The following is a 25,959-nucleotide window of genomic DNA, read 5'->3' as shown; positions in this document are numbered from 1 at the left end:
GTCGGACAGGTCGGCAACAGCCTGTCTGACACATTCCCTACGAGAGAGGCAGTGTCAGAATACCAATCGACGGTTTGACGACTTCCAATCTGTATGTTGCGATACGCCAAAAGACAAAGGAAAGCCCATTTCTCCACTCGCAAACGAGTTTTGAAATGGGCTTTTCTATTCTCCGCTCCGGATCATCCTCACGACTCTGTCCATATATTATTAGACATGGTACAGCTGTCCCGTCCTTACAAACGATTTGGTTTATTTTGCTCAGCTGGCTGTCGCTTGCATTTTGTCTTTGCGGGAGACTGGATGAACAGGATACCGACGGAAGAACCGGCAGAATGCCGAAAGGCCACGCTGTAAGACGTGTATGCACCTTAAACGGTAAGTCCCTCAAAAGAGGATCCGTATTCTGACAAGTCCTTCCTATTTCACGACCTTTCCTCTGTAATAGGTTTCAAAAGAATCTTCAGCATATCCATCCTTGAGAACCTTGAAACTGGAGTTCATGGCTCCTTCAATCTTCCTGCCCATGTAATAGACTTCGAAGTTGTCTTTGCCGTATCCCCATCCCAAGTCCCGGAAACTCCGCGGATTGTCGCTGATTTTCTTGCCATTGAAGAGTACCGCATTGGAAGTCACCATATATCCTTCCTGGTAATAAGGATTGTATCCTTCATCGGGAAAGGATGGATAAGTATCAGGATAGATGCCTCCAGGAATCCGCAGACGGAAGGTCAGCGGATCGACGAAAGGAAGGATGCGGCCTTCAAAATAAACATTGTACCGGTCCTTGGCATATCCATAACCGAGATCGACGAAAGTCGACATGTCAATTCCGACAACCGGCTGCCTGCCGTAGAAAACGCCTTTCTGCTGAAAAGAATAAGGCTGTACCTGACGGGTAGACTGTGCCGGGACACTGAGTGAAAAAGCCGCCATGAAGACGATGCAACCGTGGCGGAGGCTATCAAGGTTCTTCTTTTTCATATTTATACTTTCTTTTTTGTTTATCTTCAGGCTACAAAGATAATAGGATTTTCTGACAGTCAGCATGGGATTGTCCTAAAAATGAAAGGGGAAATCCATACTTTTCACATACATTTCCCCCTCCATTTCCCCTCGGCACCTGTACTCCGGGGCTTGTCTTCAGGACATTTCACAAGGAAGGATCATTGCCCGATAAAACTTAAAAGTGGTTCTTCCGTTAAATGCGTGGATGCTTTTCGTATAGCTTGAACGGAAGAACCGAAGTTAATCACTAAACAAAAACATAGCCAAGACCGTCAGCTGTCTATCCTGTTATCCTCCTCCGATACAAGAGCCTTTTCATTTTAATACATTGAAAATACAGACAAGGTTTTGAAAAACCATTACATAATTTCAGATAAATCATCAGCAGATATAGGAAACACGTGCAAAAAACAAGTCTGCAACCAGCAGTAAATCAATTGGTTGTCAAGCCGTTTCAAAAAGGTGCCTGATTGGACTTCAAAAGGGCGTTGGTAAGGCTCTAAAAGAGCACCTGTTGCACGTCAATCAGGCATCTTTTAGAAGCCAGAAGGGCATGTGTTGCCTTGCGCTGCATGAAAACAGTTTACAAATACCGATGATCGGGGAATAAGTTGTTTGTAGAAGACGGAAAGACCTGCTGATGGACAAGCGGCGCATCATTTTTCCTTTTCTACATTTTATCTTGCAGTTCATCCTCCTTCTCCTTTGTAAGCCCATCCAATTCTGGACGGTCATACCATGCAAGCGCATAAACCTTCATTCCAATCTACGCATTTAACGGAAGAACCCAAAAAGTTAGCCGACGGCAGTCATTAAAAAAAAATTTCAACAGACACCTGCACATTGACAAGACAGAAAAGGAAGTCCCGACAAAGGGTCAGGTGCCGTCCATCATTCACAAGACCATCCGACAAGGGCTGAAAGTACAGTTTTATATGAAAAAGTTTTGTAAAACAGAAACTAATTCGTAAATTAGCACACGAAAACCTAAACAGTCTGAAAACATAAATCTATGTGAATAATATGGTACGAGAAAAACAAATCATCGAGTGTGTCCCTAACTTCAGTGAAGGACGTGACAAGGAGGTAATCAGACAGATTACCGATGAAGTGGAACGAGTGGAAGGCGTGAAACTCCTGGATGTGGATCCGGGAGAGGCAACCAATCGCACAGTCGTCACTTTCGTAGGCGAGCCGTCGGCCGTCATGGAAGCAGCCTTCCGCTGCGTGAAGAAAGCCGCACAGCTCATTGATATGCGGCAGCATCACGGCGCACATCCGCGGATGGGGGCAACCGATGTTCTTCCTCTTATCCCGGTATCAGGCATCACGCTGGAAGAATGTGCCGCCCTTGCACGTCAGCTGGCTGAACGAATTGCCGGAGAGCTCGAAATCCCCTGCTATTGCTACGAAGCCGCTGCCGGGACGCCCGAGCGCAAGAATCTTGCCGTATGCCGCGAGGGAGAGTATGAGGCACTGGCCAAACGCATGGACGTCGCCGCCGAAGCTCCCGACTACGGAGCACGCAAGTGGGACGAGCAGATGGCACGGACCGGGTGTACAGCCGTCGGTGCACGTGACTTTCTGATTGCCACCAACTTCAACCTCAATACCACCTCGACGCGACGTGCCAATGCCATTGCCTTTGACGTGAGAGAGAAAGGTCGTCCGAAGCGGGAAGGCGGTTCGCCCGTAGGCAAACCGATGAAAGATGAAAACGGTGAGGTCATCATGCTGCCAGGCACATTGAAGGCGACAAAGGCCATCGGCTGGTACATTGACGAATATGGGATAGCACAGGTATCCATGAACATCACCGACATCAATGTCACTCCGCTCCACAAGGCTTTCGACGAGGTGTGCCGCTGTGCACAGAACCGCGGCATCCGTGTGACGGGCACGGAGATCGTCGGTCTGATACCCAAACGTACGCTCCTTGAAGCAGGCACTTATTTCCTGAAGAAGCAGAACCGGTCGACGGGTATCCCTGAAGAAGACATCCTGAAGATCGCCATCAAGTCAATGGGGCTTGATGACCTCAAACCTTTCAATCCTCGTGAAAAGGTGATAGAATATCTGCTGGAAGATGCCGACAGAACGCCAAAACTCATCGACCTCACAGTCAAAGAGTTCGCCGAAGAGACTTCCCGTGAGTCGCCTGCCCCCGGCGGCGGCACCATCTCGGCCTATATGGGCGCATTGGGGGCTGCGCTCGGGACGATGGTAGCCAACCTTTCCAGCCATAAGCCCGGATGGGATGCACGCTGGGAGGAGTTCAGCAACTGGGCGGAAAAAGGACAGGCCATCCAAAAGGAACTGATGGTACTGGTCGATGAAGATACTGAGGCCTTCAACCGCATCATGGCTGCCTTCGGCCTGCCCAAAGAGACAGCAGAGGAAAAAGCAGCCCGGTCAGCCGCCATACAGAAAGCCACCCTGTTTGCCACCGAAGTACCTCTGCACACCATGCAGGCATCTTTCAAAGTCTTCGAACTATGCCGTGCCATGGCGGAAGAGGGAAATCCCAACAGTGTTTCGGATGCCGGCGTAGGCGTGCTGGCCGCCCGCGCGGCAGTGCTGGGAGCCGGACTGAACGTGAAGATCAATGCCTCCGGACTGAAAGACAAGGAAACCGCTGACAGACTGGTTGCCGAAGCCGACACATTGATCGCCCAGGCCAAGGAGGCGGAAACAGAGATCATGAAGATCGTAGAAGCCAAGCTCTGACGGAATCCGCCCTTTATACAGAATGGAGGGAGTTCCGCTATATAATAAGGTGGATCTGACTTCAACGGACAGGACAGACACTCTATTCATCTGTCCTGTCAGGGCACGAGACCTTCTGGGAGACGGCATCGAAGTGCTGCCTCTATCCATAAAAAGCAAACAATACACCTGAACAACTATGACAAAAGAAGAATTTATCAAAGACATCCGCGCCGGCATACCCGACCGCCTGCCTGAACCACAGCCATACGACAACACCATCAATCACGCACCGAAACGCAAGGACATACTCACACCTGAAGAGAAGCGGCTCGCCCTGCGAAATGCCTTGCGTTACTTCCCCAGGAAGTTCCATGCGGTACTGGCACCGGAGTTTGCAGAGGAACTGCGGAAATACGGACGCATCTATATGTACCGCTTGCGACCCGTTTATGAGATGTATGCACGTCCCATAGACGAATACCCACACCGGTCGGAACAGGCTGCCGCCATCATGATGATGATACAAAACAACCTTGACAAGGCCGTTGCGCAGCATCCGTATGAACTGATTACATACGGCGGCAACGGAGCCGTCTTCCAGAACTGGGCACAATACCGGCTGGTGATGAGGTATCTCAGCGAAATGACAGACGAACAGACACTGGTCATGTATTCCGGCCATCCGCTCGGTCTTTTCCCATCAAACAGGAATGCGCCGCGTGTGGTAGTAACGAACGGTATGGTCATACCGAACTATTCCAAACCGGATGACTGGGAGCGCGACAATGCGCTGGGGGTCAGCCAGTACGGGCAGATGACGGCCGGATCCTATATGTACATCGGGCCTCAGGGGATTGTACATGGGACGACGATCACCGTTCTGAATGCAGCCCGCAAACGACTGGAGAAAGGGGAGAAAAGCATCAAGGGAATGCTTTTCGTCACATCCGGATTGGGCGGAATGTCCGGTGCGCAGCCCAAGGCGGGCAACATCGCCGGTGTCGTGAGCATCACGGCTGAAATCAATCCGCTTGCAGCACAGAAACGTTATGAACAGGGATGGGTGGACGAACTGCATACTTCACTTGATGAATTGATTCCGGCCGCATTGAAAGCTGTCGAAGAGAAACGCACGGTCTCCATGGCTTACGTGGGGAATGTAGTCGACCTCTGGGAACGACTGGCAGAGGAGGAGATACACGTTGACCTCGGAAGTGACCAGACTTCCCTGCACAATCCGTGGGCAGGCGGCTACTACCCTGCCGGACTATCCCTGGAAGAATCAAAACGGCTGATGGCCGATGAGCCGCAATTGTTCAAGGAAAAAGTCCAGGCTTCCTTGCGCCGTCAGGTAACCGCCATCAACAAGCTGACAGCAAGAGGCATGTATTTCTTCGATTACGGCAATGCCTTCCTCCTGGAATCAAGCCGTGCCGGTGCCGACATACTGCGTCCGGACGGAAAGTTCCGTTACCCGTCCTATGTGCAGGACATCATGGGGCCGATGTTCTTCGACTATGGTTTCGGCCCGTTCCGATGGGTATGTACATCGGGCGATCCCCGGGACCTGGAGACATCCGACCGCATAGCGACAGCCGTGTTGGAAGAAATCAGGAAGACAGCCACGCCAAACATTCTGGGGCAGCTTGACGACAACATCCACTGGATAAAAGAGGCCGGCAGAAACCATCTTGTCGTCGGCTCGCAGGCACGGATCCTGTATGCCGACTGTGAAGGACGTACGAAGATAGCCCTGGCATTCAATGAAGCGATACGAAGAGGAGAAATCACACGTCCGATAGTTCTCGGCCGCGACCATCATGATGTCTCCGGTACAGACTCGCCTTTCCGTGAGACTTCCAACATCTACGACGGCTCCCAGTTCTGTGCCGACATGGCTGTACAGAATGTCATCGGCGACTCCTTCCGCGGAGCGACATGGGTATCTATCCACAACGGTGGCGGTGTCGGATGGGGAGAGGTCGTCAACGGCGGCTTCGGTATGGTAATCGACGGCAGTGAAGAGGCTGACCGCCATATCCGCCAGATGCTCCTCTGGGATGTCAACAACGGCATCGCCCGCCGCAGCTGGGCACGCAACAAAGGATCGATGGATGCCATCCGACGGGAGATGGAACGCACACCCGGCCTGTGCGTCACCCTGCCCAACCTTGTTGATGACGATACGATCAATGCCGCATTCTAATCAAACGGGATCTTTTTTTCTAATCTATAAAAAATATGGACAATATTCATCAAATCAGTGCCGCACACCTGACAATCGAACAAATCGGTGAAATCATCAAAGACAGTACGAAACTTGAGCTTTCAGAAGATGCCCGCCAGCGGATTATCCGGTGCAGAGCCTATCTTGACAAAAAGATCATAGAATCGGACACCCCTATCTACGGCGTGACCACCGGCTTCGGTTCGCTCTGCAAAATATCCATCGACAAAGACAGTCTGTCACAGTTGCAGAAGAACCTTGTCATGTCCCATGCCTGTGGTGTAGGCGACCGTGTTCCCAACGAGATCGTGAAGATCATGCTGCTGCTCAAGATCCAGTCGCTTAGCTACGGCTACTCCGGCTGCCAGCTGCAGACGGTCGAACGGCTGATAGACTTCTTCAACAATGACATCTACCCCATCGTGTATATGCAGGGATCGCTGGGCGCATCCGGCGACCTTGTCCCGCTGGCACACCTTTCCCTGCCGCTTATCGGGATGGGAGAAGTAGAATATAAGGGGGAAATCCTCTCGGGAGCCGATATTTTGAAGAGGATGGGATGGAATCCAATTGAACTGGTATCCAAGGAAGGACTTGCCCTGCTCAACGGTACACAGAACATGAATGCCTTTGCCGCATGGGCACTCCTGCAGAGCGAAAGGCTGAGCCAATGGGCCGATGTCATCGGTACGATGTCGCTCGAAGCCTACGACGGACGGATAGAACCCTTCACCCATGCTGTACATGCTGTACGTCCCCACAAGGGACAGATTGACACGGCAGCACGGATACGGGAACTCCTCGAAGGCAGCGAACTCATCAGGCAGCCGAAAGTAAACGTACAGGATCCCTACTCCTTCCGCTGCATGCCGCAGGTGCATGGCGCATCGAAAGATACCATTGCCTATGTGAAATCGGTGATTGACATCGAGGTCAATGCCGCTACGGACAACCCCACCGTCTGCCCGGACGACGACCTTGTCATTTCCGCCGGGAACTTCCATGGTGAGCCTATCGCACAGCCGATGGACTTCCTTGCCATCGCCTTGTGCGAATTGAGTAATATCTCCGAAAGACGTATCTACAAGCTCGTCTCGGGGACTCGTAACCTGCCGAGTTTCCTCGTGGCAAAACCCGGCGTGAACAGCGGTTTCATGATTCCGCAGTACACAGCGGCATCCATCGTCAGCCAGAGCAAGACCTACTGCACACCGGCCTCAGTAGACAGCATCCCATCTTCACAGGGGCAGGAGGATCATGTCAGCATGGGTGCCAATGCCGCTACCAAGCTCTATCAAGTCGTATTGAACACCGAGCGTGTGCTTGCCATCGAGCTTTTCAATGCAGCACAGGCACTTGAATTCCGCCGCCCGCTGAAGTCTTCACCTGCGATCGAGGCCGTCCACAAGGCTTATCGTGAGGAGGTTCCTTTCATTGACACCGACGAGTTCATGGCTCCCTATATCGCCCGGTCGGTCGATTTTCTCCGGAAATAATCCTTGGCCGACAGGAATCATATCCCCTCGTCTGCCCTTTCCCCTGCAAAGGTAGATGAGGGGGACTTCTTCCTGTCCTGTCCGCATCAACATATACGCTTACAACAAACACACAATATGAAAAGGCTGTTCATCATCAACATCGGAATACTTGCAGGCATCGATTCCAGAAGCAAGAGGTGTCTGAAAGGGAAGGAAATGGGAACGTTGGAAACGCTTCCCAATGCCTATCTCATCATAGAAAACGGACGATTCAAGGATTATGGAAAGATGGACGATTGTCCATCTCCCGCTGACAAAGCGGAGGTCATTGATGCAAAAGGCGGTGCCGTCCTCCCTTCCTGGTGCGACTCGCATACGCATATCGTCTATGCTGGAAGCCGTGAACAGGAGTTTATCGACAAGATCCGCGGCCTCAGCTATGCAGAAATAGCCCGGCGGGGAGGCGGTATCCTTAATTCCGCCGACCGCCTCCATGAAATGGATGAGGAAGAACTGTATCAGCAGGCGATGAGCCGTGTGGATGAAATCATCCGGAAGGGGACGGGCTGCGTCGAGATAAAGAGCGGTTACGGACTTAATACGGAGGATGAACTGAAGATGCTTCGTGTCATCCGTCGAATCAAAAAGACGACGCGGCTGAAAGTCGTGGCGACCTTCCTCGGCGCACATGCCGTATCGCATGCCTATAAAGGGAGGCAGGAAGAATACGTGGATCTGATAATCCACGAGATGATACCTGCAGTAGGAAAAGAGAAACTGGCAGACTTCATCGATGTCTTCTGCGATACCGGCTTCTTTACACCAGAAGAGACCGCACGGATTCTGAAAGCAGGCGCCGAATATGGGATGCGCCCGAAGATCCATGCCGACGAGCTGGCATCGTCGGGGGGAGTCGAAGTCGGGGTGAAGCACAATGCCCTGTCCGTAGACCATCTGGAGAGTATGACAGAAGCTGAGATACAGCTGTTGAAAAACAGCCGGACCATGCCCACCGCACTTCCTGGGACCTCTTTCTTCCTGAATATGCCGTTTGCCTTGGGACGCAAGATGATAGATGCAGGACTGCCGCTCGCCCTTGCCAGCGACTATAATCCGGGGTCTACCCCCTCGGGAGACATGAAATTCATTGTTTCCCTCGGCTGCATCAAGATGCGCCTGCTGCCGGAAGAAGCCATCAATGCCGCAACCCTGAATGGGGCGTATGCCATGGGGCTGAGCAAAGAATACGGGTCTGTCATGCGTGGAAAAACAGCCAACTTCTTCATTACAGATCCGATACCCTCCATCGAGTTTATTCCCTATGCCTATACAACACCTGTCATAGACCGGGTTTTCCTGCAAGGTGAGGAATACGTATAAACACTCTCCAGCATGATTGACACCAGTTATGCAAGTTCATTATAAGTAGATTCAAGACGCAGAATATGGGCATATCCGCATAAAAGCAGTCGCCCCTTAGTTTCTTCCTGTCTTTCTACGGCAGCCTTCGCTTTCATGCACATAGCTCCGTGCCCGGAAAGTCCCCCTTGTCCGACAACTTCCTGTATCAGGCAGGATGTCTCCTCCACCTTGCATGAAAAAAATCTTCCGATTGTACGAAAAAGAAAAGGTCCATAGTCTCTTGCGGGACTATGGACCAGATTCCTATCACCGAGTATGGGGTTAGGCTTCTGCCGGTGCTTCCTCTGCCGGAGACTCGGCAGCAGCATTTTCTGCAGCCTTTGCAGCTTCAGCCTCGGCTTTTGCAGCGGCAGCGGCAGCCTTCTTGTCTGCAACCTTCTTGGCAATCGTCTCATTGACCTTCTTCTCTGCCTCAAGGTTCTTTGCAGCTACTGCCTTCTTGCTGTCAGCTTCTTTCTTCTCTACAGCTTCAACAGCTGCGACCTTTGCCTGTTTCCAGGCATCGAACTTCTGCTGGCATGCAGCCTCATCAAATGCGCCTTTCCTGACACCGCCACGAAGATGCTTCATCATGTAGACACCTTCACCCTTGAGGATGTTGCGTGCCGTGTCTGTCGGCTGAGCACCGGTCTCGACCCAGTAAAGTGCACGATCAAAATTCAAATCTACTGTGGCTGGATTGGTATTCGGGTTATAAGTACCAATCTTCTCAGTAAACTTACCATCACGTGGTGCACGAGCGTCAGCGATTACGATGCTGTAGAAGGCATAGCCTTTGCGACCGCCGCGCTGCAATCTGATTTTTGTTGCCATAATCTTTTAATAAATACTTTTAAAGGTTTGAATTTAATGCCGTCAACTCGTGACAGCGGCTGCAAAGGTACATTCTTTTTCTCTAACTGCCAAATAATCCGACGACTATATGGAAGCCGTCTCCGAAAAAACGCATGGAAAAGGCCGCATGGGCATCGGCGTCCACTGATGCCTTCAAATCATCGTCCTCATTCTTCCCCGGACTACATCTGGTCTTCCCTGTCCGTCCCCCTCTTTCAGAACAGAGAGAAAAACGGGTCCTTCCGTTAAATACGTAGATTGGGAATAGAATAAAGGCTTATACACTTGCAGGGTATCACCATTCAAAATCAAATGGCCTTACAAAGGAGGAAAAACTACAGGATAAGACGCTAAAAAGGCAAATTGATACTGTGTCTATCCATCAGCATGTCTTTCCATCTGCTACAAACAGCTTATCCCCATATCACCGGTGTTTGTAAACTGTTTTCATGCAACCCAAGCTGACACATGCTCTTTTAGCTTCTAAAAGATGCCTGATTGACTTGCAAGGGATGCTCTTTTAGCGCATTACTAACGCCCTTTTGAAGTCCAATCAGGCACCTTTTTGAAACGGCTTGACAACCTGTTGATTTACTGCCGGTTGCGAACCTGTTTTTTTCGCACGTATTTGTATATTTGCAGCTGATTTGTTTGAAATTATGTAAAAGACTTTTCAATATCTTATCTGTATTTCCAACGAATTAAAATGAAAAGGCTTTTGTATCGGAGGAGGATAATAGAACAGACAGTTGACAGTATTATCTATATTTTTGTTTAATGAATAGCTTTGGTTCTTCCGTTAAAGCTATACGGAAAGCCTCCACGCATTTAAGGGAAGAACCGAAAAACAGGCTCATCAAAAAAACAGGAAGCCCTCTATGCAGACTTCCAGAATTACCATAAGCGAAAGAAAATGCGGAACTACTATCTTACCGTGATATGGAAACACCCCTGATGCTTCTCATGCTTGATAAAGCAGCGTCCCTGAGAACGGAGATCGTTCAGAACCTCGCTCAACACCCACTTCAGCGTATCATTCCGTACCGGACGGGTGATAGACGCATATTTGTTATAGGCGATGTCGAATGTCGTACCATACAGATGGCAGCTGTTTTCCGTTGCATTGTGATTGTGCCGCCGGAGTTTCTCCACGTCTTCCTTCGTTCTCAGCACACTTGATACCAGAAGTCTGTTCAAGGGTACTCCTTTCGTCTGCAGGCTGTCCATGAAGTTGCGTGCTATGTCCTGAAGCAGTATGGCCGCACGCGGGACAAGATAAGGCACGCTGCTGTTCAGCCTCTTCATGTCGTAATAGGGGTTGCTTCCAATATAGACCAGTTCATTCTTCCGCTTCTCGGCATCCGTGCGACTGGCAACCGGTTTCACCCCATAGCGCAAAGCGGCATCCAGCTGCTGAGGCTGGGAGTCGGGAAAGCTCTCGTCATAATCCCGCACGCCTACTATTCTGTTTTTCTTCAGTGAGCCGTCAGCATTGAAGAAGTGCGACAGCTGCATGCGCCGTAACGTAGACTGCGATGTGACCTTGACCGAATCTGTTATCCTCTCTTTCTTTGCCTTCTCCCTCACCTCCCCGGCATATCGCCCCTGTCTTTTATCCCGTGCAATAGACGGGAACAGCAGCCTGATGACGGCCAGAAAGAGTGTGATGATGATGAAACCCGACAAAAAACGCTTCTTTGTTATCTTTGATTTTCGATTCATTGTCATGTATATAATTCATAAACCGGTGGATGTCGGACTGTCGCGGCAACACCTTATGGCGTATTCCTCCCTGTCTCTCTATAAAAGGGCTGGACGGAGGAGAGCTGCGCTCCCCCTCTCGCCATACGGAGTCTGGAGTACCTTATGGCAGGCTCTGATCCGATGACTGCCTTGCTGACTTGGCAAAGCTATCATACTGTCCGGACAGCCGCTGTTCATCGTGCATAATAGTATGCCGCATAACTTCCGGACCTGTAGGGAGTCTTCAGCTTTAAACCTTTTTGCCGGAGAGCGAAGATCTGACAGGCCTCCCGATAATAGGTCGGACGCAATGAGTCAACAGGATAATACTGTGGGAGATACCGCACAAAGTCATGCAGATTCCTATCCAGCAGGAATCCTGTCAGCTGGTAATTTGCCGAATTGCGCGTCACTTTAAACAGAATACTGTCCGGCAGCAGCCAGGAATGTACCTTTCCCGGACGGAGTATATGTGCTCCACCCACCAGCGGATAATAAAAGAGGCTGTCTGCCAGATGTCCCCGGCGTGCCACGGCATAGACCGTCAGCATAGAGATTACAGAATCGGCACGGTGCATCGTCCTTACAACATCCAATGCACCGGAATAGTCTTTCCGGTCAATCAAGGCTTCCACTCTGGCACGTTGATGGAACCATCTGTCTGTATTGCTGAAGACCCCAGTGAAGAGAATGAACACCAGGAACATAAGCAGACTGTTCCAAGTCAGCTGAGAGAGCGGACCGCAACTCCGAAGTTCCGGTTCGTACGGCTCATAACGCCTGACCGCAGCCACTACCAGCACATAGGCGACAAGCAGCAACGGAGCCGTCCAAAGCCAGGCGCCGAATGTGACACCCTCCGCAGAGGGACGTATATCGGACAGGATCGTCAGAAAAAGGAAAGATGGAAAGTAAGTCAATGCAAAGCCTCGTTTGGATAATTTCGCCAGCGAACTGACACCTGTCTGCAACAGTTTCAGGGTGAAGGTAATCAGGACAGCTCCCGGCAAAGGACTGTAGAAGGTCTGTCCGCCCGAAGCCAGATGCTGCGTGACCGTCATTACATCCGCCTGAAAGAAGAACAAGTAGCAGAAAGCGAAGGTACAGAACAGCACCGAACAGACTATACGCATGAACTTACTTTCCATCATCACGCTTATTTCTTTCTCAGCACGACAGCACTGCGTGCAGGGATATAGAGTTTGAGCCAGCCCTTATGCTGGTCGGCATAAAGCGGATCCGGATTGGTGAAATGCTCGACGGAGTCATCGGCAAAACCATAGCCGCCGAACTTCTTGTCATCAGTGTTCAATACGACATGATAAGCCCCTTCCGGTACCAGGAAGCCATAGTCAGAATAGGAACGTGTCGGCGAGAAGTTGAACACGAAGACAAGCTCTCCCCTGCTGAAGGCCAGTATCTGGTCGCCGTCGTTGTGCCAGATTTCCTGGACAGGGGTCTCGTTGAACTTCTTCTCACTCTTGATCACCGCCAGCATTTCTCGGTCGAAATCGCCGAGATAATGGTAGCACAGTTCCTTGTTGTCCACCAGGTTCCACTGTCTGCGGGCATATTTATAGCCCCAGCCGTTTCCTTCCCGCGGGAAGTCTATCCATTCCGGATGACCGAACTCATTGCCCATGAAGTTCAGGTAACCTCCGTTGATGGCCGCTGCCGTGGCAAGCCGTATCATCTTGTGCAGGGCTATGCCGCGGTGTACCATCTCGGTCTCGTCGCCCTTGCGGAAGTGCCAGTACATATCGGCATCTATCAGACGGAAGATGATGGTCTTGTCGCCTACCAGTGCCTGGTCGTGTGATTCGCAGTAGGAGATGGTCTTCTCGTCTACACGGCGGTTCTTTATCTCCCAGAAGATGGACGACGGCTTCCATGCCTCATCCGGCAGTTCCTTGATCGTCTTGATCCAGTAGTCAGGGATATTCATGGCCATACGGTAGTCGAAGCCATAGCCGCCATCCTCGAACTTCGCTGCCAGTCCGGGCATACCCGACACTTCTTCGGCAATGGTAACGGCATGCTTGTTGATCTCATGGATAAGGCAGTTCGCCAGTGTAAGATAGCAGATGGCATTGTCGTCCTCGTGCCCGTTGAAATAATCACCGTAGTTGCAGAAAGCCTCTCCCAGCCCATGACTATAATAGAGCATGGAAGTCACACCGTCGAAGCGGAAACCGTCGAAATGGTATTCCTCCAGCCAGTACTTACAATTGGAAAGGAGGAAGTGGAGCACCTCGTCCTTGCCATAGTCAAAGCAAAGTGAATCCCATGCCGGATGCTCGTGGCGGTCGCCGGGATAGAAGTACTGGTTGGGGTCGCCAGCCAGATTGCCCAGCCCCTCGACTTCATTCTTGACAGCATGAGAATGGACTATGTCCATGATGACGGCAATGCCGTTTCTGTGCGCCTCGTCGATCAGGGCCTTCAGCTCTTCGGGCGTGCCGAAACGCGAACTGGCTGCGAAGAAAGAACTCACATGATAACCGAAGCTGCCATAATAAGGATGCTCCTGTATCGCCATAATCTGAATGGCGTTGTATCCGTCCTTGATGATCCGCGGCAGCACTTTCTCGCGGAACTCGTTGTAACTGCCTACTTTCTCAGCATCCTGTGCCATACCGATATGGCACTCGTAAATCAACAGGGGAGAAGTCTTGGGCCTGAAGGTCTTTTTCTTCCAGACGTATGGTTTCTCAGGATCCCATACCTGTGCGGAGAATATCTTGCTCGTCTCGTCCTGTACGACACGCTGCGCCCAGGCCGGAATCCGTTCGCCTTCTCCACCCTGCCAGTGTACCCGCATCTTATAGAACTGTCCGTGCTGCATCGCCTTGCGCGGAAGGGTGAGCTCCCAGTCTCCTGTCCCTTCGAGTCTATGACACAGATAGGGCTCCTCCTCCTTCCAGTCATTGAAGTCGCCGACAAGGTAAATCGCCGTTGCATTCGGTGCCCATTCACGGAACACCCAGCCATCTGGTGTAAGGTGCAAGCCATAGTAATCATGACCGTTAGCGAAGTCTGAGAGTGTCAGCTTACCATGCTGCGTAAGCTCATTCATCTTCCACAAGGCATGCTCGTGCCGCCCGCGTATCGCATCCTCATAAGGAGCCAGATAGGCATCGTCTCTTACGAGACCTATGTGAGCGGTCTCGGTCGTACATTTAACTTTCGTCTTTCCGGCTGGAGCCTTCTTGACTGGAGCCTTCTTGGTTGTGGTCTTCTTTGTTACCATGGTGAAAAAGCTTTATGTTTGTTGTTATATTTTATGAAGCCTAATTCGTATAGCGCTTCCCGCTCTCATAGTGGCCGCTTGCGGTCACCTTCCCGTTCCTGTCCCGTTCGATAAACTTTCCGTCGCGGCGGTCGTCCCTGTAACTGCCCTCAAAGCGGACACCTTCTGCCGACTCCTCGACGGCACTTCCATTGCGTTTTCCATTGTGATAGCTGCCCCGGAACTTGCTTCCGTCGGCATAATGGATAATGACAAGTCCCTCGACAACTCCGTTCCTGAACTGTCCTTCATAGACATCCTGGTTTTTCTTCGTCAGCTTGCCTTGTCCGTTCTGCACTCCTTTCTCCCAATAGCCGGTGTATATGTCGCCGTTGTGCCACGACATCGTACCGAAGCCGGACTTGAGACCTTTCAGGAAATGCCCCGAATACTGGTCACCGTTCTTGTAGCGGAAAATCCCCTGCCCCGTACGTTCGCCATCCACATATTCTCCCTCATAGCTTTCGCCGTCCTTGAACTTGTAGATTCCCTTTCCGTTCTGCAGGTCATTCTTCCATTCGCCGTTATACTCGTCCCCATCCGCATAGATGTAGATGCCCTTTCCCTCTTTCAGATTGTTGACCCAGTCTCCCGTGAATGAGGAGTGGTCCGGCCAGCAGAACCGCCCATGTCCGTTCTTCATGTCGTTCTTCCATGCGCCATCGTAGAAAGCGCCATTGGCAAAGATATACTTTCCGTCTCCGCTGCGCTTGTCATGGTCCCAGTTGCCGACATACTTGTCACCGTTGTAATAATACATCGTCCCCTGTCCCTGCTGATAGTCCTTATACCATAGGCCGTCGTAGCGGTTGCCATTGGAAAAATAATAAACACCCTGTCCGTGCTGCTGGTCCTGAAACCACTGTCCAACATATTTCTCACCATCGGCAAAGGTATAAGTCCCCTGTCCCTGCCGCAGCCCTTTCATATACTCGCCCTCATAGACATTGCCTTTCTTATAGGTGGTTTTCCCCCTTCCGTTCGGCTTCCCCCGGAACATCTGCCCATGGTAGCTGCCTCCGTCTCTCGTCGTACAATTCCCTATTTCAATCTTTTGCGCAAAGAGACAGGAGGGGATAAAAAGCAACAATATGATGATATGTCTATTTCTCACGTCATTCGGTTTTAAGTCCGTGTAAAGTTGAATATAACCTTAATGCAAAGATACTTATTTCCAATGAAAGCAACAAATTTATAAATCTTTTTTAAGGTTCTTCCGTTAAATGCGTAGATATTTTATCTTTAAGTTTATAAAAAGGGTTTTTCCGTTAAATGCGCGGATGTTTTCCGTATAGCTTTAACGGAAGAACCGAAGTGGTTCATTCGACAAAAACATAGCCAAGACTGTCTTGGCTGGCTATTCTATCATCATCTCCTCCGATACAAAAGACCTTTCGTTTTAATACGTTTCAAATACAGATAAAGTTTTGAAAAGTCATTACATAATTTCAAGCAAATCATCTGCAAATATAAAAAGACACGTGCAAAAAGCAAGTCTGCAACCAGCAGTAAATCAATTGGTTGTCAATCCGTTTTTAAAAGGTGCTTAATTGGACTTCAAAAGGGCGTTAGTAATGCGCTAAAAGAGCATCCCTTGCAAGTCAATCAGGCATCTTTTAGAAGCTAAAAGGGCATGTGTTGCCTTGCGTTGCATGAAAACAGTTTACAAACACCGATGACAGAGGAATAAGTTGTCTGTAGAAGACGGAAAGACCTGCTGATGGACAGGCATCGCATCAATTCGCCTTTACTGCATTTTATCTTGCCATTCAACCTCCTTTGCAATACCAGCCAATTCTGGACGGCCATACCGTGCAAGCGCATAAGCCTTTAACCTTCCAATCTACGCATTTAACGGAAGAAACTTTTTTTTATACCAACCTGTCAATAACCCATGAAAAGCGTTGTACAAACAGCTGCGTGCTGATACAGGGAAGCCTGCGCTCTGATGGCCAGGGCGGAAAGGGCTCCCGTTACCGGGAATGGACGACGCCCGCGCCTGCTACCCTTCATCTGGCAGGAAGACATCGCCTTCCAGCGCAACAATGGCATCGATACGAATCAGCCCGCCATCCTCCATCTGTATCATGCGTCCATCGTCATGAATCTCCTTGACGACTCCCTTTGCGACCACATAAGTTCCGCCGGCCTTACGTGCATCCGGCTGGAAATATGTGATCGAGACGACCGGATGCCCTGCCAGACGTGTGGCGAGTTCGATGAGTCTCCGGTCGAGCAGGCGGCGGCCATCCTCCTCCAGTTCCATTTCCGACACCGTCGGACGCGCCGTCTCGGCGATCGCTTCTCCGTATCCGGCAAGAGCGGCAAAGGGTGCGAACTGCGCTGCACGGTTATAAAGGCTCATCTGCGGATGCCGCTTCGAAACATGATGGGGAAGATGGAGAATGTCATCATAATTGTCTGTCATGCCTTATGCCCTCCTATCTGTCCGTTTCGTTCCCTTGCCGTAGAGCCTTCTTCAAAGTTCAGGCCCCGGAGCAGGGCATTCTTGCCGAACTTGTGCTTGATGTTGATGATGGTCTCCTGCATCCTCCGTTCACGGGCATACCGTGCCGCTTCGGCCTGTCTTTTCTTTTCCTCCATCTCATGATCCGCAAACAGCTCCAGTTCGACAGGCCCGGCCGCCTGCCTCATCTGTGCTTCACGGATCACATGACTGGCAGAGATATTCAGCCTCCTGATGAGCAGTCTGCGGTCTACGATCTCATCATAAAGGGCAAGGACAGCTTTACCGATCTGCTGTGAGGAAGATGTGAAGTGAGGAAGACGGGCTGTGCCATGGACGCTCTTCGGAACTTTACGCCCATACCAGTCGACAGAAACCGGACCGGCATATCCGCAGCCTGCCGGGGAGGTCAGGCTCTCACGGTCGTACCCCACAGAGAGGACAAGCTGGCCTGCCACACAACGCTTCTCCACAAGGTCCAGGGCAATGGCATCCGCCATCTCCTGCACGACGACCCTCGCCTTGCGGAAGGGGTAAGCCGCCTGCAGCACCTGTCCGCTGCTCATCGAATTGCTTTCCGGGCGATAGGCCTTCACCATCTCCATCGTGCAAGGTTCCCAGCCCCAGGCATGGTCGATAAGAAGTTCGGCATTGACACCGAAGAGCCGGTAGAACAGTTCTTCCTGCTCGATGGAGCAGCGTGCAATCTTCCCCATCGTGTCAATACCGTATGCGTCTAACCGCTGTGCGATTCCCCTTCCGACACGCCAGAAGTCGGTCAGCGGCCGATGACTCCAAAGTTTCTCCCGGTAGCTCTGCTCGTCCAGTTCGGCTATGCGCACACCGTCCTTGTCGGCAGGGATATGCTTGGCGACAATATCCATCGCCACCTTGCAGAGATACATATTCGTACCGATGCCTGCCGTCGCCGTGATTCCTGTCTCCCGCAATATGTCACGGATCATCTTCCTTGCCAGCTCATGCGCCGTCATCCTGTAACTGTAAAGATACGACGTGGCATCGATGAATACCTCGTCGATCGAATAGACATGGATATCCTCCGGTGCGATATACCTCAGGTAAATCTCATATATCCGTGCGCTTTGCCGGATGTAATGCGCCATCCTCGGGACTGCCGCAATGTAATCGACTTCCCAATCGGGATGCCGCTCCAGTTCCTTTGCATCGTATGACTTCCCCGTGAAGGCTTTTCCTGCCAAGGAACTCCGCCTGCCGTTGACCTCCCGCAGGTGCTGCACCACCTCAAACAGACGTGCGCGTCCGGGGATGCCGTATGCCTTCAGCGAGGGCGATACGGCCAGGCAGATCGTTTTCTCCGTCCGGCTGACATCCGCAACGACAAGATGGGTGGTCAGTGGGTCAAGTCCACGCTCGGCACACTCCACACTGGCATAGAACGATTTGAGGTCTATGGCAATGTAGGTTCTTGTGGATGAGGATTCTGATGAATACATAATTGGTACTGAAAGCTAGAGCAGCTAGAAGAACTAGAGAGCCGGAAGAAGTCAAAGGAATCAAGCCGACAACATCTCCGCTCCGTCCGGACATCTCCTACACATCAGCAGATGAAAGCAATGGCTTACCTCCTTCAACACCTTTAGCTCTTTCCCGACTCCCGTAATCAACGCTGATAATCTTTCGCCGTGTAGGTCACATCAAACAACACCTTCGAAGGAGCTTTCTCTGAGTGATAAGTATAGCGGAAACTGAAGCCGGCATCCTTGTATCCCTTTGTCCCCGGGTCAGCCTTCAAGGCTTCGCCCAGAGCTCTCCGCAGTTCTGCCTTTTTCGAGGTGACGGCCTTCTCATTGTCTGCAACCCCCAGCAGCGTATGATAATAATGGATTGTACGGGACGACGGTTCGAACACCATACTGTCCATCCTCGTGTTGTTCACATCAGGTGTCGGACATTTTCTCTCCGTATATTCCTTACATTCTCGTGCCGCCCTGTCCTCCAGGCTACGATGGCAGGAGGAGAAAGCAAGCAGCAGAGCAACTGTATAAAGCAAGTGTTTCTTTCTCATTCGACGGATCTTAAAGCGGGGACGGGAAAGCTGTGTAAAGCTGTTTATTCACACGTCATCCCACCTCGTATATGCGTTGCAAAGTTAACAAAAAATAGTCAATTTCTTACTTTCCCGTTATCAATTCTCGGCAAAAATGAGTATATTTGCACTTTGAAAACAGAGACAAATAGATGAATCACATAAGAAATTTCTGCATCATTGCCCATATCGACCATGGAAAGTCAACTCTGGCCGACCGCCTACTTGAATACACACAGACAATCAAGATCACGGAAGGGCAGATGCTCGATGATATGGATCTGGAGCGTGAGCGCGGCATTACCATCAAGAGCCATGCTATCCAGATGGAGTACACTTCAGGCAAGGAAAAATATGTACTGAACCTCATTGACACGCCGGGACACGTTGACTTTTCCTATGAAGTGTCGCGAAGCATTGCCGCATGTGAAGGGGCTTTGCTCATCGTGGACGCGACACAGGGCGTACAGGCCCAGACCATCTCCAACCTTTACATGGCCATCGACCACAATCTGGAAATCATCCCTGTCATCAACAAAATAGATATGCCCAATGCCATGCCGGAGGAGGTAGAAGATGAAATCGTTGACCTCATCGGATGTGATCCGGAAGACATCATCCGGGCCAGCGGCAAGACAGGTGAGGGCGTACCGGAGATTCTCGAAGCCATCGTCAAGCGGATTCCGGCACCTGAAGGAGACGTGAAGGCACCGCTGCAGGCGCTCATCTTCGATTCCATCTTCAATTCGTTCCGGGGCATCATCACACTCTGCAAGGTAGAGAATGGTGTCATAAGAAAAGGCGACAAAGTAAAGTTCGTACAGACAGGGATGGAATATACGGCAGACGAGGTGGGAGTGCTGAAGATGGATATGGTACCTGCCCCACAGCTGTCTACCGGCGAAGTAGGATACATCATCTCGGGTATCAAGAACGCTACCGAGGTGAAGGTAGGCGATACCGTCACCCACATCGTGCATCCCTGCCGGCAGGCGATTGAGGGCTTCCAGGAAGTAAAGCCGATGGTTTTCGCAGGCGTCTACCCCATCGACCCGAACGACTATGAGAATCTCCGCGCCTCCCTGGAGAAACTGCAGCTCAATGATGCCTCGCTCACCTTCCAGCCTGAAAGTTCGCAGGCACTGGGCTTCGGCTTCCGCTGCGGCTTTCTGGGACTGCTCCACATGGAGATCATCCAGGAGCGGCTCGACCGTGAGTTCAACATGGATGTCATCACCACCGTTCCTAATGTAAGCTATAAGGTTTACGACAAACAGGGGAACGTGAAGGAGGTCCACAACCCGTCCGGACTGCCGGACCAGACGATGATCGACCATATAGAGGAGCCTTACATCCGGGCTTCCATCATCACTTCCAGCGATTATATCGGCCCCATCATGACGCTCTGCCTCGATAAGAGAGGTGAACTCGTCAGTCAGAACTACGTGAGCGGAAACCGGCTGGAACTCATCTTCATGATTCCTCTGGGCGAGATCGTGATTGACTTCTACGACAAACTGAAGAGCATTTCCAAGGGCTATGCCTCCTTCGACTATCACATCGACTCGTTCCGACCGTCGAAGCTGGCGAAACTCGACATACTGCTGAACGGAGAGCCGGTCGATGCCCTGTCCACCCTGACGCACGAGAGCAATGCGGTCGTCTTCGGCAGAAGGATGTGCGAGAAACTGAAGGACCTGATTCCACGCCAGCAGTTCGACATCGCCATCCAGGCGGCCATCGGTGCCAAAATCGTGGCGCGCGAGACCGTAAAACAGGTACGGAAGGATGTGACAGCCAAGTGTTACGGAGGTGACATCAGCCGCAAGCGTAAACTGCTGGAGAAACAGAAGAAAGGCAAGAAGCGCATGAAGCAGATCGGGAACGTACAGGTCCCGCAGAAAGCATTCCTCGCCGTATTGAAGCTGGACTAAAAGACAAAAGAGAAACAAGAAAGGAAAGGAAAGATGAAAGAATTGGTCAACGACACAAGAGATATAGCACGTGAACTTGCACGGAAATACAGTACGATGACCCATGACGAACTGGACGTATTGGAAAGTATCCTTGTGCCCATGAAATTCGCCAAAGGACAGATGATTCTGAGTGAAGGGGAGACCTGCCGCCATTTCTATTACATAGAGCGGGGGCTTATACGCCAGTTCTACTTCAAGAACGGAAAGCAGATTACCGAGCACCTGGGAGAAGACAGGACCATCTTCATGTGCATCGAGAGCCTGTTCCGTGAAGAACCTACGAGATTGCAGGTGGAAGCGTTGGAGCCGACACAGGTATATGCACTGCCCAAACAGAAACTGGAGCAGGTGGCTCTCCACAATGTGAACATTCAGATTCTCTACCGTAAGATACTGGAAGAGAGCCTCATCACCTCACAGATCCACGCCGACCTCGTACGCTTTGAGACGGCACAGGCACGTTACAAGCGGATGTGCAAACTCAACCCGCAGGTTGTCCTACGCGCTCCGCTGGTCTATATAGCCAGCTATCTGCAGATGACTCCCGAGACCTTGAGCCGTGTCCGTTCGTCAACACTGCTGGATGACTAAGCTTGCGCCCGGGAAGTCCTGCATTGCCATTCCCGTCCGATGAGCCCCCTGTCCCGTCTGTCCTCTCTTTCTTGGCACGCCGCCTGCCGAGCCTATCCTCAGCCGACATAGCCTCTATGCGGACTGCGAAGAGACTACTGAACACACCGTATCAAAGCAGAGGTCACGATGTCTGCGAAAGCTGGCAGCGGTTCATCCGCATTCGGACGGAAGACGCGAAGAGCGGACGATGTTGATGCCGACGGCAGCACCCGTTGCGGATTCTTTCAGAACCGGCTCTAAAAGAAACAACAAATCCTTCTACCCCGCATCACTTGCTGAGGTAGAAGGATTTTTTCATGTGGTTTTGTATCTTCGTAGACTGGGCTGGGATTATGACAACGGTCACATTCCGTTCCTACGGAAGCCATTGCGGGGTTACCGGGTATAGAGAAATCGCTTGATAGACTTCTTGGGTGTCTTCTCGAACTCCTCTTCTTGAATGCGAATCTCCGCTACTTTACAGTAGGCAGGCACGATGGTGTTCAACTGCGTGCGGTTTTCCTCCATGATGCTCTTGATGTCCTCCGCATTCAGTCCGAGGTTCTGGGCTTCATCGTAATCGGGATGTACCAGTGCGATGAGCTTTTCCCCTTTCTGTATCACCAGGCACTCATTGACCAGAGGCAGGGAGTTCAGCTTGTCTTCAATCTCCTCCGGATAGATGTTCTGGCCGTTGCTGCCCAGCAGCATATTCTTCGAGCGTCCTTTGATAAACACATTACCGTCCTCATCCATCAGACCGAGGTCACCCGTATGGAACCATCCGTCCTTGTCGATCGTACGGGCAGTGTCCTCCTCGTTCTTATAATAGCCCAAAAGGACATTGGGACCTTTCGTAAGGATTTCACCCGGCACATGGGCAGGGGCTGTACTGTCAATCCGGACTTCCTGATGGAGGGCGGCCTGTCCGCAGGATCCCTGTTTGAAGGTATGCCAGTCACGGTAACAGATAATCGGGCCGCACTCCGTCGCACCATACCCTACGGTATAGGGGAAATCTATACGGCGAAGGAAACTTTCAATCTCACCATTCAGGGCTGCACCGCCGATGATTATCTCATACAGGTTGCCGCCGAAAGCCTGATAGACCTGCTCACGGATCTTCTCACGGACTTTCTTGTTGATTACCGGCATATTCAGCAGGAGACGCATACGGTTGTTCTGGATCTTCGGGAACACCTTTTTGCGGATGATCTTCTCGATGACCAGCGGTACGGCAATCATGATGACCGGTTTCACCTCCAGCAACGCCTGGGAGATGACGGCAGGCGAAGGGATGCGCGTCAGGTAGAAGATGTGAACCCCTGAAAGGAACTCGTAGAGGAACTCAAATGCCATGCCATACATGTGTGCCATCGGCAGGATGCTGATCACGTTGCAGCCCGGCTTCACGATATTGCCCAACACGTGCTTTGCGAAGTCGGAATTGCTCCACAGGGAACGGTAAGGCAACATCACTCCCTTCGAACGCCCCGTCGTACCGCTCGTATAATTGACAAGTGCCAGTTCGTCGGGACTCTGCTCACGGTAATAATGTACATGTTCCGGGCGGAAATACTTCGGATAACGTTTCCCGAATTCTTCATTCAGATGCTCGCGGGCATAAGTAAGCCGGTCCGTACGGCTCACAACCAGGGAATAATCAGGTATATAGATGACTCCCTCCAGTCCCGGCATCTTCGTCGCATCGACCTGTGTGACGACCACGTCGCCGACAAAGAGCAGCTTGGCATCAGAATGGTTCACTATATTGTGAATCTGCTCGGGCATGAACTCATGCAGGATCGGTACAGCCACCGCCCCATAGGTGATCACCGCCAGAAATGCAGCGGCCCAGGCCGAAGAGTTGCGTCCGCAAAGCGCAATCTTGTCGCCCCGGTGCACGCCACTCGCCTCGAACATAATATGCAGTTTCTCGATCTTTCTGGCTACATCATGATACTGGAGGGTCTTGCCTTTATAATCCGTAAGAGCATCAAGGTCCCAATGCTCAATGATACTCTTCTCTACTAATTCATTAAAACTCGGAATATGTTCCATTGCACATTTTTTCAATCTATGTGCAAAGGTACATACTTATCCGCACATTTCAAAATATAATGTGCAGAAATATACGATGCCCAGGCGATAATCTGCCTGTTACAGCAACAAGATCCACAGAACGGACAACAGAAAGAAAGAATGTACAGAAAGAACGGGCCGAAACGGAAAAAACATTCTGCCTCCCACTTCTTTCTGTACATCAGTTATTTCCGCAGCACCTGCCGCATCCGGACTTACGGCCTGGGGACCTCCTGATAGAGATAGCGCTTGATGCTTTTCTTCGGGGTCTTGGCGAACTCCTCGTCACGCAGTTCGATGGAGGAGAGATGGCAGAAGGACGGGAGGGAATTGTTCAGCTCGATCCGGTTCTGTTCCATGATGTCCTGCAGATCGGAGGCAGAGAAGTTCATCTCTTTCGCCTCTTCCATCTCCGGATAAACCAGTCCCACCAGTTCATTGCCACGCTGAATGATGACAGACTCGCTTACCATCGTCATAGAGTTCAGTCTGTCTTCTATTTCTTCGGGGTAGACATTCTGCCCGTTTGAACCTAAAAGCATGTTCTTGATACGCCCGCGGACAAACACATGGCCGTCTTCGCTCATCGTGGCAAGGTCGCCTGTATGATACCAGCCGTCAGCATCGAGCACGGCTTCTGTCGCTTCCACATTCTTATAATACCCCAGCATGACATTCTCGCCCCTGGCAAGGATCTCGCCCGGAATACCGGCAGGATCAGGACTTGCTATCTTCACTTCCATGTTCACGACCGGTGTTCCGCACGATCCCGGACAGAAGTCCTTGTAATCGCTGTAAGTAATCATCGGCCCCGTTTCCGTCGCACCATATCCGCTGGTAATCGGGAAATCTATTCCCGTCAGAAAGTCCTCTATCTCCTTGTTGAGGGCGGCTCCGCCGGTCATCACCTCATACGCATTGCCTCCGAAGACCTCCATCACCATGGCACGGATCTTTTCCTTCACCTTCTTGTTCACCATGGGCATCATCAGCAGCATCCTCGTCGCCTTGTTCTGTATCTTTGGGAACACCTTCTTGCGGATGATCTTCTCAACGACCATCGGGACAGCCACGACGATCGCCGGATGGATGTCAGCACAGGCCTGGGCAATCAGCGAAGGGCTCGGCAGGCGGGTGAGGAAGAACAGATGGCTGCCGAAGCAGAACTCGCTCAGGAACTCACAGATCATACCGTACATATGCGCCATCGGCAGCATGCTGAGCACATTGCTTCCCGCCTTGATGTGCGGCTTCAGTGCCTCTATGGTCCAGTCAAGATTGCTGCGGAGAGAACGGTAACTCAGCATGACCCCCTTGGAGAATCCCGTGGTGCCGCTGGTATAATTGATCAATGCAAGATCGTCCGGCGCATCCTTGAAGTAGTCTACGTGTTCTGCATGAAAATATTTCGGATACCTGTGTCCGAACATCGCATTGAGATGATCGCGTGCATAGGTCAGTGTTTCCGAACGTGAGAGGATCAGGGAGTTGTCCGGCAGATAGACGATTCCCTCCAGAAGCGGCATCTGTTCCCCGTCAATCGTAGTGGCAACCACGTCACCGACGAAGAGCAGCCTCGCTTCAGAATGGTTCACGATATTGTACACCTGTTCCGGTTTGAACTCGTGCTGGACGGGGACTGCCACAGCGCCAAATGTAAGCGTGGCGAGAAAGGCAACCGCCCATGCCGATGAGTTCCGCCCGCAGAGAGCGACCTTGTCTCCCCGTTTCAGACCGCTGTTTTCAAAAAGAATGTGCAGTTTCTCTATCTTGCGGGCTACGTCACGGTACTGCAGCGTAGCGCCCAGATAGTCTGTAAGGGCATCCTTGTCCCAGTTATCCTTGATGCTACTCTCTATGTATGCGTTAAAACTTATTACAGGCTCCATTGCACAAAAATATGATTCGCGTGCAAAGGTAAACAAATTCCTGCACAGATACAAATACTTTGTGCAGGAAATTTCGTCTCCACCGGATTGTCCCGGCGATTGTTCCGGCAATCGCCTTCAGCCATGTCCCGGACAAACCGCATGGTCTTACCGGG

Annotated in this window: 17 protein-coding genes; 6 read left to right on the top strand and 11 right to left on the bottom strand. The window is 51.3% G+C overall.

The genetic code is table 11. From position 1 onward, the window contains the following. Positions 1-420: 420 nt before the first annotated feature. Complete coding sequence (locus HMPREF9141_RS05405) at positions 421-984, bottom strand: DKNYY domain-containing protein (protein WP_040554305.1); 564 nt, start codon at positions 982-984, stop codon at positions 421-423. Between the two features lie 1,047 nt (positions 985-2,031). On the opposite strand from HMPREF9141_RS05405, the gene ftcD reads away from it, so the two are divergent. The 4 genes from ftcD (at position 2,032) to hutI (ending at position 8,802) form a co-directional block, all read left to right on the top strand. After that, complete coding sequence (gene ftcD, locus HMPREF9141_RS05400; RefSeq protein WP_007367539.1) at positions 2,032-3,735, top strand: glutamate formimidoyltransferase; 1,704 nt, start codon at positions 2,032-2,034, stop codon at positions 3,733-3,735. Between the two features lie 178 nt (positions 3,736-3,913). Continuing rightward, positions 3,914-5,923: a urocanate hydratase gene (gene hutU / locus HMPREF9141_RS05395; RefSeq protein WP_007367537.1), complete on the top strand. Its 2,010-nt coding sequence runs from the start codon at positions 3,914-3,916 to the stop codon at positions 5,921-5,923. A 35-nt stretch (positions 5,924-5,958) separates the two neighbouring features. Continuing rightward, positions 5,959-7,440 (top strand): histidine ammonia-lyase, encoded by a 1,482-nt coding sequence (gene hutH / locus HMPREF9141_RS05390; protein ID WP_007367536.1) that lies wholly within the window; start codon positions 5,959-5,961, stop codon positions 7,438-7,440. 117 nt (positions 7,441-7,557) lie between these two features. Then, positions 7,558-8,802 carry an imidazolonepropionase gene (gene hutI / locus HMPREF9141_RS05385; protein WP_040554303.1) on the top strand — a complete coding sequence of 415 codons (1,245 nt, stop codon included), beginning with the start codon at positions 7,558-7,560 and terminating at the stop codon, positions 8,800-8,802. A 303-nt stretch (positions 8,803-9,105) separates the two neighbouring features. On the opposite strand, the gene HMPREF9141_RS05380 is transcribed toward hutI, so the two are convergent. The 8 genes from HMPREF9141_RS05380 to HMPREF9141_RS05345 all read right to left on the bottom strand — a co-directional run bounded on the left by HMPREF9141_RS05380 (position 9,106) and on the right by HMPREF9141_RS05345 (position 19,224). Next, positions 9,106-9,657, bottom strand: coding sequence for a 30S ribosomal protein S16 (locus HMPREF9141_RS05380; RefSeq protein WP_007367534.1), 552 nt, complete (start codon positions 9,655-9,657; stop codon positions 9,106-9,108). Between the two features lie 945 nt (positions 9,658-10,602). Next, entirely contained in the window at positions 10,603-11,400 is a 798-nt protein-coding gene (locus tag HMPREF9141_RS05375; RefSeq protein WP_040554301.1) for a DUF5715 family protein, read from the bottom strand. A 215-nt stretch (positions 11,401-11,615) separates the two neighbouring features. After that, positions 11,616-12,572: a hypothetical protein gene (locus HMPREF9141_RS05370; protein ID WP_007367531.1), complete on the bottom strand. Its 957-nt coding sequence runs from the start codon at positions 12,570-12,572 to the stop codon at positions 11,616-11,618. A 5-nt stretch (positions 12,573-12,577) separates the two neighbouring features. After that, a complete protein-coding gene (locus HMPREF9141_RS05365) occupies positions 12,578-14,671 on the bottom strand; it encodes an alpha amylase C-terminal domain-containing protein (protein WP_007367530.1) in 2,094 nt (697 codons plus the stop codon). Positions 14,672-14,711: 40 nt separating this feature from the next. Then, the gene (locus HMPREF9141_RS05360; RefSeq protein WP_007367529.1) at positions 14,712-15,824 is read right to left on the bottom strand and encodes an MORN repeat-containing protein; all 1,113 of its coding nucleotides are present in this window, start codon (positions 15,822-15,824) and stop codon (positions 14,712-14,714) included. An 888-nt stretch (positions 15,825-16,712) separates the two neighbouring features. After that, the gene (locus HMPREF9141_RS05355; protein ID WP_007367527.1) at positions 16,713-17,138 is read right to left on the bottom strand and encodes a hypothetical protein; all 426 of its coding nucleotides are present in this window, start codon (positions 17,136-17,138) and stop codon (positions 16,713-16,715) included. Then, positions 17,135-18,652, bottom strand: a complete 1,518-nt coding sequence (locus HMPREF9141_RS05350) for a Y-family DNA polymerase (protein WP_007367526.1) — start codon at positions 18,650-18,652, stop codon at positions 17,135-17,137. Before HMPREF9141_RS05350 ends, HMPREF9141_RS05355 begins: the two co-directional genes overlap by 4 nt. A gap of 167 nt (positions 18,653-18,819) precedes the next feature. Next, entirely contained in the window at positions 18,820-19,224 is a 405-nt protein-coding gene (locus tag HMPREF9141_RS05345) for a DUF8479 domain-containing protein (protein WP_007367525.1), read from the bottom strand. 173 nt (positions 19,225-19,397) lie between these two features. Between HMPREF9141_RS05345 and lepA the strand changes: the two genes are divergently transcribed. Further along, positions 19,398-21,179, top strand: a complete 1,782-nt coding sequence (gene lepA / locus HMPREF9141_RS05340) for a translation elongation factor 4 (RefSeq protein WP_007367524.1) — start codon at positions 19,398-19,400, stop codon at positions 21,177-21,179. Between the two features lie 33 nt (positions 21,180-21,212). Then, on the top strand, positions 21,213-21,812 hold the full coding sequence (locus tag HMPREF9141_RS05335; protein ID WP_007367523.1) for a Crp/Fnr family transcriptional regulator: 600 nt from the start codon (positions 21,213-21,215) through the stop codon (positions 21,810-21,812). A gap of 417 nt (positions 21,813-22,229) precedes the next feature. Here HMPREF9141_RS05335 and HMPREF9141_RS05330 read toward each other — a convergent pair whose 3' ends face one another. Together HMPREF9141_RS05330 and HMPREF9141_RS05325 are read right to left on the bottom strand one after the other, a co-directional pair. After that, positions 22,230-23,894 carry an AMP-binding protein gene (locus HMPREF9141_RS05330; protein ID WP_007367522.1) on the bottom strand — a complete coding sequence of 555 codons (1,665 nt, stop codon included), beginning with the start codon at positions 23,892-23,894 and terminating at the stop codon, positions 22,230-22,232. A 236-nt stretch (positions 23,895-24,130) separates the two neighbouring features. Beyond that, positions 24,131-25,804: an AMP-binding protein gene (locus tag HMPREF9141_RS05325; RefSeq protein WP_007367521.1), complete on the bottom strand. Its 1,674-nt coding sequence runs from the start codon at positions 25,802-25,804 to the stop codon at positions 24,131-24,133. Between the last annotated feature and the right edge of the window lie 155 nt (positions 25,805-25,959).

It is taken from the genome of Prevotella multiformis DSM 16608 (assembly GCF_000191065.1).
GTDB lineage: Bacteria > Bacteroidota > Bacteroidia > Bacteroidales > Bacteroidaceae > Prevotella > Prevotella multiformis.
The sequence above is the reverse complement of the archived record's forward strand: the minus strand, read 5'-3'. Positions and strand labels throughout refer to the sequence as shown.